Origin of the sequence: Aquimarina algiphila, from assembly GCF_947494415.1 — a bacterium.
Lineage (GTDB): Bacteria > Bacteroidota > Bacteroidia > Flavobacteriales > Flavobacteriaceae > Aquimarina > Aquimarina algiphila.
Genome location: NZ_CANLVC010000006.1, coordinates 427355 through 439514, shown reverse-complemented (window position 1 = coordinate 439514; position 12160 = coordinate 427355). Strand labels below are relative to the sequence as shown.

Annotated in this window: 14 protein-coding genes; all 14 read left to right on the top strand. The window is 30.8% G+C overall.

The genetic code is table 11. The annotated features are described in order from the left end of the window. Nucleotides 1-138 precede the first annotated feature (138 nt). The 14 genes from PQF96_RS11310 to PQF96_RS11245 all read left to right on the top strand — a co-directional run bounded on the left by PQF96_RS11310 (nt 139) and on the right by PQF96_RS11245 (nt 12090). Nucleotides 139-591, top strand: coding sequence for a hypothetical protein (locus tag PQF96_RS11310; RefSeq protein ID WP_271766194.1), 453 nt, complete (start codon nt 139-141; stop codon nt 589-591). A gap of 2 nt (nt 592-593) precedes the next feature. Then, complete coding sequence (locus PQF96_RS11305; protein WP_271766193.1) at nt 594-1103, top strand: hypothetical protein; 510 nt, start codon at nt 594-596, stop codon at nt 1101-1103. A gap of 54 nt (nt 1104-1157) precedes the next feature. Beyond that, nucleotides 1158-1844 carry a hypothetical protein gene (locus PQF96_RS11300; RefSeq protein ID WP_271766191.1) on the top strand — a complete coding sequence of 229 codons (687 nt, stop codon included), beginning with the start codon at nt 1158-1160 and terminating at the stop codon, nt 1842-1844. Nucleotides 1845-2006: 162 nt separating this feature from the next. After that, on the top strand, nt 2007-2714 hold the full coding sequence (locus PQF96_RS11295; RefSeq protein ID WP_271766190.1) for an HAD family hydrolase: 708 nt from the start codon (nt 2007-2009) through the stop codon (nt 2712-2714). A gap of 139 nt (nt 2715-2853) precedes the next feature. Beyond that, nucleotides 2854-3105, top strand: a complete 252-nt coding sequence (locus tag PQF96_RS11290) for a DUF7660 family protein (RefSeq protein WP_271766189.1) — start codon at nt 2854-2856, stop codon at nt 3103-3105. Next, the gene (locus PQF96_RS11285) at nt 3098-3493 is read left to right on the top strand and encodes a hypothetical protein (RefSeq protein WP_271766187.1); all 396 of its coding nucleotides are present in this window, start codon (nt 3098-3100) and stop codon (nt 3491-3493) included. Before PQF96_RS11290 ends, PQF96_RS11285 begins: the two co-directional genes overlap by 8 nt. A gap of 201 nt (nt 3494-3694) precedes the next feature. Next, a complete protein-coding gene (locus tag PQF96_RS11280; RefSeq protein ID WP_271766185.1) occupies nt 3695-4267 on the top strand; it encodes an SH3 domain-containing protein in 573 nt (190 codons plus the stop codon). Nucleotides 4268-4541: 274 nt separating this feature from the next. Then, entirely contained in the window at nt 4542-5306 is a 765-nt protein-coding gene (locus PQF96_RS11275; RefSeq protein WP_271766183.1) for a DUF6090 family protein, read from the top strand. 275 nt (nt 5307-5581) lie between these two features. Then, nucleotides 5582-6394, top strand: coding sequence for a helix-turn-helix domain-containing protein (locus PQF96_RS11270; RefSeq protein WP_271766181.1), 813 nt, complete (start codon nt 5582-5584; stop codon nt 6392-6394). Nucleotides 6395-6465: 71 nt separating this feature from the next. Beyond that, nucleotides 6466-7545 (top strand): serine hydrolase domain-containing protein, encoded by a 1080-nt coding sequence (locus tag PQF96_RS11265; protein WP_271766179.1) that lies wholly within the window; start codon nt 6466-6468, stop codon nt 7543-7545. 157 nt (nt 7546-7702) lie between these two features. Beyond that, nucleotides 7703-8749: a M14 family metallopeptidase gene (locus PQF96_RS11260; RefSeq protein WP_271766177.1), complete on the top strand. Its 1047-nt coding sequence runs from the start codon at nt 7703-7705 to the stop codon at nt 8747-8749. 93 nt (nt 8750-8842) lie between these two features. Next, nucleotides 8843-10336 carry a serine hydrolase gene (locus tag PQF96_RS11255; RefSeq protein ID WP_271766175.1) on the top strand — a complete coding sequence of 498 codons (1494 nt, stop codon included), beginning with the start codon at nt 8843-8845 and terminating at the stop codon, nt 10334-10336. Nucleotides 10337-10412: 76 nt separating this feature from the next. Next, nucleotides 10413-11474 (top strand): serine hydrolase domain-containing protein, encoded by a 1062-nt coding sequence (locus tag PQF96_RS11250; protein ID WP_271766174.1) that lies wholly within the window; start codon nt 10413-10415, stop codon nt 11472-11474. Between the two features lie 235 nt (nt 11475-11709). After that, nucleotides 11710-12090 (top strand): VOC family protein, encoded by a 381-nt coding sequence (locus PQF96_RS11245; protein WP_271766173.1) that lies wholly within the window; start codon nt 11710-11712, stop codon nt 12088-12090. Nucleotides 12091-12160: the final 70 nt, after the last annotated feature.

Here is a 12160-nt window from a genome sequence, read left to right as displayed (position 1 = left end):
CACCATGTATAATTAATTGCTTGAGTTTCTCACTGTCAATCAGAAAATTCTCTGAATTTTCCTCAGATTCGTCCTCTTTTGTTATCTTAGTTAATTAACGCAACTAACCATACACAAAACCGTTAGGTGTCATTGAACATGGAGAAGTCAAGAAATTATGATATCGAGAGATTAGCTGGAGATGGGAAATTAGAGTCGTTAAAGAAACTATTGGATTCTAACTTTACTCAATCTGAAATAGACATTGCTTTGAGCAATGCGTTAGCGTATTCCCAAATCAAAACAGCTAAATATCTAATCTCTTTAGGAGCTAACATTTCTAGGGAAGATTTTGACGGTGTTTATTATGCGGTTCATAATGATGAATTGAAAGGTTTAATGTATTCTATTTCACAAGGAGTGGATATCAATGTAAAAAACGGAATGATTTTAAATACAAGTATTATAACGGCAACAAATACCAAAAACATAGATATGACGAAGTGGATATTGAGTAATGGTGGTGATATTAACTTATTAACAAAAGATTCAATTGACTTGGTAAAAAGATATGGGACTGACGAATTAAAAGAACTAATCCAAAATGCATAATCATGAAATTTTGGAAGAAAAATAAAGTTTCAGCAACTGAAATAAAATTAGAAGAAATAAACCCTGAAGAACTAAGCAAAATTAATGTTGAATATTTAAAGGGTAATTCAAGAATTACGGACTACTACGACATTCTGACGATTAAATTTTCTGGCAAATATGGAATAGGCTCAGCAGGAAATAGTGATGCACAATACATGTATGCAAAAGGTGAATATGGTTTGAATTGTTATGAACCAATGGCAGTAATTCTTGACTTATCGAAAATTGAATATGAATGGGGAGATATGATGGATTTGGTCTTTAATATTGGTTCAAATCAATACATAGATGCTGAATTTCCGATTGCTTTAGTCATTGGAGAAAAATGTTCAGAAGCCATAGGAACACTTATTCATGGAATTAATAGTAAAGAATCAGCAACTACTGAAGAATGGATTTTTGACGATTTCGAATTAGCCTGGAAATTTGTAGAAGAAAAAATAGAAAAACGAACACACAACAATGTATAAACGGCATTAAAACGACCATTTATACGCAATGTTATCTGCAAGCTAAAGACACCAATGAACATTAAACAGACATTAATACTGATTTTGACTTTTTTGACTGTTAGTTGTCAATCCCAAACGAGTGAAATTAAGGATAGGAAAATTGATTACTATTTTGAACAAATAGCAGAATTAGAAATGGACGAACTGATTAAACAAAATGTACTAATTGATAGTTTGACCATTGCACCAAAATACAAGGACTCAATTTCAAATAGACTGAATCAAGATGGGTTTATGAAATATGCAGACATAAAAGCAAATATTTATATGTCTTTCTTCAAAGATTATCTATACCAACAAAAAGTAGAATATAATAACGACTACTATATTCTCTACTTTACAATGGCTGGATTTGACGATATGCAATGGAACATAATCAAAATACCAAAAAACAAATGGAACGGAAAAGAAAGATTAAGCAGAGAAAAAGTTGAAAAAGACAATACTATTGAACCAATCCTTTTCAACTATGACGAAGGAGAGAAAAACACTGAAAATATTAGAATTTTCATTAAAAATGACTATTTGATTATGGAACGTGGAAATCTCTACCATTCGTTATACGATTTGAAAAATCAAAAAGTTTTAATCAATGAGGAAAGTCCTTGGCATCAAGCAGAAGGCGATGGGAAAGATGGATTGAATAAATGGATTAAAGAAAATTTACACGACAAAATTGAACCAATTATAAACAAATAAAAGTCAGCAGGTAACAATGGCTATAAATAATTGCTTGTTCTCCCCTACTTTGGAAATTTCTGCGGAATTTCCAACTTGGTATGTACTTGCGAAGTTAAGTGCTAACCCACGTAACTACTCATTCATAGTCGAAACCGTTAGATGTAATTAAAACAAAACTTAATGAATATTAATGCAATACTTTGGGACTATGATGGAACATTGGTTAATTCTGTACCAAAGAATATTGATATTACAAAACAAATTCTGGCTGAAGTTGCACCAAGATTGACTGGTGAAAGTTTACCTCAATACCTGAAAAATGAAGAATCATATCATGTGGCTAACCATCAATCCAAAAACTGGCAAGACCTTTATCTGAATTACTATGGAATGTCGGAATCTGAAATGCTAAAAGCGGGAACTTTATGGACGGAATATCAATTGAGAAATACAACGCCAGTTGAATTATTCGCTGAAATCAATCAAACAATAAATCAAATTGAACTACCTCAAGGAATATGTTCACAAAATTCTTCCAAAAATATAAACCAGGTTTTGGAGCATAACTCTTTAGCTCATAATTTTCAGGCAATTATAGGTTATGATGATATTCCGAGTAACGCTCAGAAACCAAATCCATACGGTGGGCTGAAATGTGTTGAACAAATATTTGGAAACATTAATGATAAAACTATTTTCTACATCGGAGACCACGAGGGCGATGTGGAATTTGCAAGAAATATTAACAAAGAATTAAACGGACAAAGTAGAGTAATAGCTATAGTCGCTAAATATAGTGGAGCAGAAACGAGTTCATGGAAATACAAGGCAGATTTTGAAATTGAAAAACCTTCTGAATTAATAAAAATAATAAATAACTACAGTTAACATTGTCTATAATTCTTTGTGGTTTTGTGCCAAAACGAAATAAAAAGTATAAATCAAACGACGAGATTTCGACAGAATAATCCTGCGGATGATTCCACAACGAAATCATAGCTGAGCCCGTTACCCAAAATTTTAAATAATGACTTACACATCAAAAGAAGTTAATAACAAAAAAGATTTCTCGGAATTTTTAAAGCTTTTGTTAGAGGATTTTAAAAATAACGGACAAAAATGGGAAAACAATAATCTTGAATTATTCTTAGAAGCAATGCAAAGATATTCGGAGAGTGTTGACGGATATTACAAAAATGTAAAACCAAATCTGGATCCAAAAACTCCAACTTGGCGAATTTTTGCTGATGTATTATGTGGTGCCGTTGCATATGAGTGAAAAACATATTCCATATAAAGAAAGATTGAACCATCCTGAGGACTTTAAAGTTCGGTATTGTTTCTATTCAGATGACGAAGAAGGAAGAAAATCTCCACCATTTCAAGGAATAAGATCTGACTTTTGGTACGAAAGTGAAAATCACACAATGGACGGTAATTTTATTATTTGGCCTGAGTTTGAAAGCAAAAATGGCGAATTAATTGAATCTGGAATAGTGTTGAATGAGGGAATAGCAAGAATGTGGATCATAAATGACAAATTACGAGCTTACCATCAAGAACGAATAAAAATCGGAACTAAAGGTTATTTTATCGAAGGAATTAGAACAGGAGAATGTGAAGTAATTGATATTGTTGGTTTAATGAGTAACCCAACTAAAAAGTAAAAAGTGGGTAACACTATACATGTGATCATAGCAGCAAAGTGATTAATCAAATGGTTGTTGTATTTTTGGTAAGGAGCAATGCTTGCAAAAAGTAAAAGTTAGCAACCAATTCGCAGATAATGTCGTCAATGGCTTGGTAACATTTTGTTCTGCTACGATACATATATTAAAGGTTGTAGTAATTAAAACCTTATTAGAACTATGGGAAAAATTAATGGCTTAGTATTACTATTAATGTTCTTATGCAATATTTCTTATGCTCAAAATGAAAAATGCAACTCATTTGAAGTATTTTTTGATAGTGATCATGATAAAGGAGAATTCACAAATGTAAGAGCTACACCGGGTGGAGTTATAATTTTCAAAATCAATCACAAAAATTATAATAGTTGGGGATATTCCGTAAATGTAATTAATTCCAAAGATAGTTGGTTAAAAATAAACAAAATTACAGGGACAGAGGAATGCATAATTTCAAACTTTGAAGGTTGGATTCATGTTTCCGTTGTGGGAATTTCAACAACACATGACATTTATTTATTAGATAAACCAAATGGAAAAAAAATAATGAAAGTTAGAGGAGAAACATTAGAACACTTTAAAATATTACACGATCCTGATGGTGAAAATTTAGTCGAAATTAAGGGAGAAGAAGTAAACTACTTCAAAATTATTGAAACCGATTGTAATTGGCTTAAAGTTAAAACAAAAAAAGGGAGTGGATGGGTTCAGTCAGAAAAATTATGTGGAAACCCTGTTACTACCTGTCCATAAATAAAAAACTACTATCAACAATGGCTATAATTAATACAGGTTTTAGTTGTTAATCCAAAGTTTAGTCTATTTTTCTTAAGTCCGCCAAATCTTTCGGTTTGGCTTTAAAAATGAAAATTAAAACAAAATTAAAAGTTTTGGCTAAGTGCTTAATCGCTTATTAATTCCCATACTAATCTTAGCCGAAACCTTTAGCCTTCATTTGATAAATAGAATCGATTAAATTAGTTTTTTAAAAAATGCTATAAATTCAAAAAGAAGAAGATAAAATCCAATGACAAATTTTTTTAGAAAAATTAGACAACAGCAGTTCATTAAAAACAAGTTTACGAAATACATTGTTTATGCTTTTGGAGAAATCCTCCTAGTTGTCATTGGTATTTTAATTGCACTTCAAGTCAATAATCTTAATGAGCAACGCAAATCTGACATAAAAGAAAAAAAGTATTTGATGTCAATGAAGAATGAATTATTAACCAATGTTGAGCTAGTTAAAACTGAAGTTGAAGGATTAAAAAGAAGTATTAATGGACAGCGAGAATTAATATCTTTGATAAATTCTGAAAAAGATACAGTTAATGAGATTGAATTGTCAAAAATACTTGCCGTTTCGTTTTCAAATGTTTTTGAACTAAAATATCAAGATGGAACATTCAAAGAACTTTTATATTCAGGAGGATTGATTTCGATAAATAGTGATCGTATAAAAAATGAAGTAACCTCCTGGGAGGGACGAATGATCGACATAAGAAAACAAGAGAAAGGAGTGTATGACGCAAGAGAAAAAATTATTGATTTTATAATAGATAATGGAGTTTTTAAAATTATGTTGGACGATGTGGGTGCCTCAAATCATTTTCAGATAAGAAAATCTATTAGGAGAAATAGTAATAAATTACTTCTAAAATCTCAAAAATTTGAAAACCTTTTATCTTATCATATTGCATTGAATGAATCTCAAAAATATTATTATTTAAGGTTAGAAAATGATATTAGTAACTTATTAAGATTGGTTGAAAAAGAATTGAATAAAAATTAAAAACGAAAGGCTAACAACGTGTATAATTAATTGCTTTGGCTCGTTGCTTATTTGGAAAATTCCTTCCGAATTTTCCTGTGTTCGTTTTTGTTTACTAAATTAGTTCCTTAATCACGCAACTAATCATACACAAACACGCGTTACCTAAAAGTTGAAAAACCATGAACAAATTAAATTATGAGAGTTTTTGACATTTATTTTCAAAATATAAAAAGCCATACCTTTATCAACTATTTTGGTCTAAACATCGTTTTAGTCAATAAGCCGTGTATAAAATGAAAATCTCAACTAAAGGAAAATATTATGGTAACTTAAACTCAGAGAGGGCATTTAATGGTATTTTATTGACCAAATATGACTACCATGAAGATAGAACTCCATGGCATTATCATGAAAATCCTTATTTCATGTATGTATTAAACGGTAATATGAAGGATTGCAATAAAAAAGTAAAATCATTGTGTCCTGCTGGGAGTTTAATGTTCAATAATTGGCAAGAAGCTCATTATGGTTCTAAACATTCTACTGAGGCAAGTGGTTTTCATTTAGAATTTGAAAGAAAATGGCTTAAAGAAAACGGAATACCACTAAATTTATTGGAAGGTAGTCAACTAATTGAAAACCCGAAATTGCACTTGCTTTTCGCAAAACTATATCATGAGTTTTTAATTTCAGATAATTGCAGCGATGTGTCTGTTGAAGTTTTATTACTTCAAATCTGTGAAGCATTGAGTAACTTAAAGGAAATTAACTCTCAAAAGAAACCAAACTGGGTAGATGGTTTAAAAGAATTACTACACTATGATACTTCTACTCTTAGTCTTGATTATTTATCAAATGAGCTAAAAGTACATCCTGTACATATCTCAAGAGCTGCTTCAAAACACCTTTCGATGAGCCTTGGAGAATATATGAGGCAGCATAAAATTAAAAAAGCCATTCCGCTACTTCTAAACTCAAATAATTCATTAACCGAGATAGCTTACCAAACAGGTTTTTCAGACCAAAGTCATTTTAATCGTGTATTTAAATCGATTTTCAATATTAGTCTAAGCACATATCGAAAAAAAATTAATGAAAATTTATAATGTTAATTTCATTCTATTAAGTAATCATCCTATTCCCTATGTTTGATGATTCATAAATTAAAAAATGTAATATGAAATGTACACTTGTAACAGTAGTTTATTTTTTATGTATTCTACATTGTAATGCCCAACTCAATTTTTCTAAAACCAATAAAAGTAATATCTCTCTATTAAATGAAATGGATAGTATTGTATCTTCTGGAAAATATGAACGTATAACAAGTATTTTAATAGCTAAAGATGGTAATGTTTTATTCGAAAAGTATTACAATGAAAATGATGTTAATTCTAAGCATAATACTCGTTCTGTTACTAAAACCATGGCAACTTTATTAACTGGCATCGCTATAGATAAAGGATATATTGAATCTGAAAATGATAAGATTTTTGACTATTTACAGCACAAACTTCCCGTAAAAAACCCCGATAAGCGTAAAGAAGAAATTACAATCGAAGATCTCTTAACGATGAGTTCTGTGTTAGAATGTAATGATAGTAATAGATACTCGAGAGGTAATGAAGAACGTATGTATATCATCGAAGATTGGGCGAAATTTTATTTGGACCTTCCTGTTTATTCTTATCCTTGGGGACCTAAACCGGAAGAACGACCTTACGGTCGTGCGTTTAGTTATTGTAGTGCTGGAGCTGCTTTAGTTGCTGAAATTTTACAAAGTGCTATTAAAAGTAATTTAGCTGAATTTGCAAAGAAAAACCTTTTTGAACCTTTAGCAATTAAAGATTATACATTGCACTATACACCTCATAAAATATTAAATACTGCCGGAGGTAGTGAATATAAAAGTAGAGATCTTTTGAAATTAATTCAGTTATGCTTAAACAAAGGACAATGGAATGGGAAACAAATTATTTCATCGTCTTGGATAGAAAAAGCATCAACAACAAAACTCGAAGCTTATGATGCCGAATATGGTTATCTCTTTTGGTTAAAAAACTTTGGTAAGGATAAAAAATACAATTCTTTCTTCATGTCAGGTAATGGTGGAAATAAAGTTTTAGCATGTCCTGAATTAAATGTGTCTGTAGTTATTACTACAACTAACTATGGTAATAGAAATGGTCATAATTATACTGATGAAATTGTAAATAATTTTATTATTCCAGCTATGCTAGATAAAAACGGTAGGTAACAACGTGTATAATTAATTGCTTTGGCTCGTTGCTTATTTGGAAAATTCCTTCCGAATTTTCCTGCGTTCGTTTTTGTTTACTAAATTAGTTCCTTAATCACGCAACTAATCATACACAAACACATTAGCAAAAATCTTGAATAAAATTTAAAATTAAATGAGAAGAATACCCTTATCGTTTTTGTTTTTTTTTATCATGCAATTTGTCGTAGCACAAAATGCTTTTCAAAAAGCTTTTAATTCCAAAACTAGATCTACAAAAGAAAACATTCGCATAGAATTTTATGATGATATAGAAAATTCTGGACACTTGCCTATTTCCATTATAAAAGGTAAAGTTGAAGGACCAGTTTTCACCATTGTTGCTGGTGTTCACGGTTACGAATATCCGCCAATTATTGCAACCCAAAAATTACTAAAAGAAATCAAAGCAGAGGAGCTTAAAGGAACATTAATTATCATTCCAATTGCCAATATTGCTTCTTTTTACACACGAACACCTTTTATTAATCCCCAGGATCAGAAAAATTTAAACAATGCCTTTCCCGGAAAAAAAAATGGTAGCATTACCGAACAAATAGCATATTTTATTACTACAAATATTATTCCTGTAAGCGATGTTTTTTTAGATGTTCATGGTGGAGATGCTTGCGAGGACCTTATCCCCTTTGTATGCTATTATAACAATGTAAAAAAACCAGATCAAACTGCGTTAGCGAAGAAACTTTCTGAAAATAGCGGATTTGAATATGTTGTTTCCTATCCCTATACAATTTCAGATACTGAACCAGCCAAGTATACTTTTAAACAAGCGGTACAAGACGGAAAAACAGCTCTAAGTATTGAATGTGGTAAATTGGGAAATGTACAGAAAGAGAATGTCAATTTGATAAAAAAAGGGGTATATAATATGCTTGAAACTATGGGCATGTACTCTAATGGAACTGGAGCTCATAAAAATATTATCTATCGCAATAGTCAGACATATATAAGTTCTAGTGTAAATGGTATTTTTCATAGCAAATATAAAGCTGGAGATAAGGTAAATAAAAATGACGTTGTTGGTTATACTACTGATGAATTTGGCAGCGTTCTGGAGGAATACAGAGCATCTAACGATGGTATTATTTTGTATATGCTTGCTACGCCACCAATAAATATTGATGATACCGTAATGTGTATTAGTACTTATTTAGAACACTAAACTTTTGCTAACAATTTGTATAATGTATATGCATCCTTCGGGATTCAAACACACCATACAAGAAACATTGTAAGAAATTGGAATAAATACTTTATGAATAAATTTCTATTAATTTTAACTTCTGCTATTCTATTATTTAGTTGTAAAACAAATTCAAACTCTGATACTGAAAAGACTTTGAATTCTATCGTGTACTCAATGGACGAAATTGCAAAATTGATTTTGGAAAACCCTGAAATCAATTCTATTTCGATCGGAGTTTATAAGGATGATAAAACATATACGAATTATTACGGTGAAGTTGATAAAGGAAAAGACAACAAAGCGAATGACAACTCAATTTTTGAAATCGCATCTGTAACAAAAACATTTACTGCCTATATAACTGCACAAGCAGTATTAGATGGAAAATTAAGTTTAGATGATGATATTAGAAAATACCTGGAAGGTTCTTATGATAATCTAGAGTTAGATCGTCGCCCTATTATAATTAAAGATATATTAACTCATACAACCGGAATTAAGCGGGAACTCTATTCTAAAACTTTGTCTAAAATGTTTTCAATAGATGCCACGGAACGTGAACGAAAAGCAATTTCTGAATACGATAAGACAGATTTTATTGAGGATTTAAATAACTATAATTTAGAAATTATTCCAGGAAAAGAGTTTGATTATTCGGGTTTTGTCGTACCTGAGATATTAGCAATGATTTTGGAAAAAACATATCAAAAATTATATGTAGAACTCTTGGAGGAATTTATTCTTGAAAAGGCTAAAATGAGCAATACTTCAATGCATATAAGCGATGATGACAAAAAATATGTTTTGAACGGATATACCAATAATAATCAAATAGTAAAACCATTGCAAATGCCATTGACTGGTGCTGGTGGTGGCTTAAAATCCACAGTTCCTGATATGCTAAAGTACATAGGGTTTCTTCTAAAAGGTAACAATCCGGTAGTTAAAGAAATGAGAAAACCTCTATTTTATGATGAAAAAGAAGGTGATGAATACGGGTATTTTTGGATGGTAGATGGTGATGATCTTATGATGCATAATGGTGGAACAGGTGGAAGCGTTAATTGGCTGATTTTATTGCCTAAAATTAATAGTGGATTTACCGTTTCGTTTAATTATAATGGCAATAATGCTAATGATTTAATAAATAATGCAGCTTCGCTTCTTATCACAGATCTTATAAATTATCCTACAAAAAATGCTTATTATCTAATTAGGAATTACATCCATAAAAATCCTGATAATTGGATAGAAAAATACCAACGATTAAAAAGAGAACATAGTAAAGAATATAATTTTGATGATGGTTCTATGTTAAACGATTTGGGGTATGAATTATTAAGGCTAAACAAAACTAAAGAAGCAATACAGGTTTTTCAATTGTTGGTTTCTGAATTTCCTAACTCTGCTAATGCTTATGATAGTTTAGGAGAAGGGTATTTCCTGAATAAACAATACAACCTTTCTTTAGCTAATTATAAAAAATCTCTTGAATTTAACCCAGAAAATAAGAATGGAATTGAGATGATTCAAAAGATTGAAGAAATAAAAAACAATGAATAAAACTATCTACAACAAGGTGTATATATAGTTCATATTCTTAGGAATACGTACCATACACTAACCGTTATCTCCAGTTATGAAAAAACAAATAAAAATACAATATTCATTTATAGCTTTATTACTCTTAAGTCTTAGCTGTAAAGGGCAACAATCAACAAACGACAAGATTATAGAATTAAAAAAAATTATTGCCTCTGATAAATACCCCAATATCGATGGTATCGTTGTCGCCAAAGACGATAAAATAATTATCGAAGAATATTTTAACGGTTTTGAAAAAGACAGTTTGCACGATACACGTTCTTCATTCAAATCAGTTACAAGTTTACTCGCAGGAATAGCAATTGACAAAGGGCTCTTCAAAGTAGAAAACAAGATAGAAGAGTTTATACCAGAATGGAAGAATGACCCAAGAGGGAAAATTACTATTAAAAACCTGTTAGAGATGAAATCAGGCTTGGCGTGTGAAGGCTTTTTTGGTATCGGACCTGATTGTGAATCTGATATGTGGGAAACGGAAGACTGGCTGAGTTATATCCTTAATATTCCATTAAGACATAATCCTGAGTTAAATTGGGCCTACACTTCAATGGAACCTGAACTTGTTGGTATTATTATTTCAAGAACAAGTGGTATGACATTAATGGAATTTGCTAAAACGCACTTATTTACGCCATTAGGCATAGAAAATTACAAATGGTATATAACTCCAAATGGTGGAGGATATGCTGCTGGATCTTTTAATATGAAACCGATCGATATGTTGAAAATTGCTCAATTGGTTTTGAACAAAGGAAATTGGGGAGAACAACAGATTGTTAGTGAGAAATGGATAGATGAATCAACTAATTGTAAGATAGATGTAGAAATGTCCTTTGTACGTTTTGCCCAAACACAGAATGCAAAATATACAACTGCCAACTATGGCTATTTGTGGTATCGAGAATTACTGCAATATAATGACATTAAAACTGAAGCTCTATTTGCTTCTGGAAATGGTGGGCAATATATGATAATACTGGAGGATTATAATACAGCTATTGCTTTCACGGGTAGTAATTATGGAAATTGGAGAGGTAAATTACCATTTGAAATTATATTAAAATATTTAATTCCAATATTGGAAGAAAAAAAATAAAGTAGATAACAATGGGATAAGTAATTGCTTTGGCAAGTACTTATTTGGAAAATTTCGAAGGAATTTTATCTGGCTTGTGAATGTTTACTAAATTAGTTACTTCAAGCACGCAACTAACCATACATAAACCATTGTCGTAATTAAAAGAATAATCAACACGACATGAGAGTAGAAGGAGACATTTGATTAAATACTGAAATGAATATACTTCAGTAATCAATTAGAAAACAATAAGATGACAAAGAAATACAATCCAGTTGTTTATTTTGAAATTCCAGTTACGGACATTGATAGAGCAATTAAATTTTATAAATCTGTATTTAACTTCACATTTGAAAGAGAAGTAATTGACAAAAATGAAATGGCTTTGTTTCCATTTTTAGACGAAAACGCTGGAATTTCAGGAGCATTAGCAAAAGGAAAAATCTACAAACCGACAAATGATGGAGTTGTGATTTACTTTAAAACCGAAAACATAGACAAGACTTTAAGAATGTCGATTGAAAGTGGTGGACAATTGTTATATCCAAAAACATCAAATGGAGACTTAGGTTTTGTCGCGGAATTTGAAGATAGTGAAGGAAATAGGATTGCCTTACATCAATCATCAAATTGATGAGGGAAGAAAAAAACAACCACTAACATTATGTATGAAAGATGGCAATTTTAGTGCTACAACAAAAGAA

Bases quoted from the DNA above. Each gene is read 5' to 3' on its own strand.
- PQF96_RS11280 (WP_271766185.1), top strand. From the start codon at position 3,695: ATGGGAAAAATTAATGGCTTAGTATTACTATTAATGTTCTTATGCAAT.
- PQF96_RS11310 (WP_271766194.1), top strand. From the start codon at position 139: ATGGAGAAGTCAAGAAATTATGATATCGAGAGATTAGCTGGAGATGGG.
- PQF96_RS11285 (WP_271766187.1), top strand. From the start codon at position 3,098: ATGAGTGAAAAACATATTCCATATAAAGAAAGATTGAACCATCCTGAG.
- PQF96_RS11300 (WP_271766191.1), top strand. From the start codon at position 1,158: ATGAACATTAAACAGACATTAATACTGATTTTGACTTTTTTGACTGTT.
- PQF96_RS11295 (WP_271766190.1), top strand. From the start codon at position 2,007: ATGAATATTAATGCAATACTTTGGGACTATGATGGAACATTGGTTAAT.
- PQF96_RS11290 (WP_271766189.1), top strand. From the start codon at position 2,854: ATGACTTACACATCAAAAGAAGTTAATAACAAAAAAGATTTCTCGGAA.
- PQF96_RS11305 (WP_271766193.1), top strand. From the start codon at position 594: ATGAAATTTTGGAAGAAAAATAAAGTTTCAGCAACTGAAATAAAATTA.
- PQF96_RS11255 (WP_271766175.1), top strand. From the start codon at position 8,843: ATGAATAAATTTCTATTAATTTTAACTTCTGCTATTCTATTATTTAGT.
- PQF96_RS11260 (WP_271766177.1), top strand. From the start codon at position 7,703: ATGAGAAGAATACCCTTATCGTTTTTGTTTTTTTTTATCATGCAATTT.
- PQF96_RS11265 (WP_271766179.1), top strand. From the start codon at position 6,466: ATGAAATGTACACTTGTAACAGTAGTTTATTTTTTATGTATTCTACAT.
- PQF96_RS11270 (WP_271766181.1), top strand. From the start codon at position 5,582: ATGAAAATCTCAACTAAAGGAAAATATTATGGTAACTTAAACTCAGAG.
- PQF96_RS11275 (WP_271766183.1), top strand. From the start codon at position 4,542: ATGACAAATTTTTTTAGAAAAATTAGACAACAGCAGTTCATTAAAAAC.
- PQF96_RS11250 (WP_271766174.1), top strand. From the start codon at position 10,413: ATGAAAAAACAAATAAAAATACAATATTCATTTATAGCTTTATTACTC.
- PQF96_RS11245 (WP_271766173.1), top strand. From the start codon at position 11,710: ATGACAAAGAAATACAATCCAGTTGTTTATTTTGAAATTCCAGTTACG.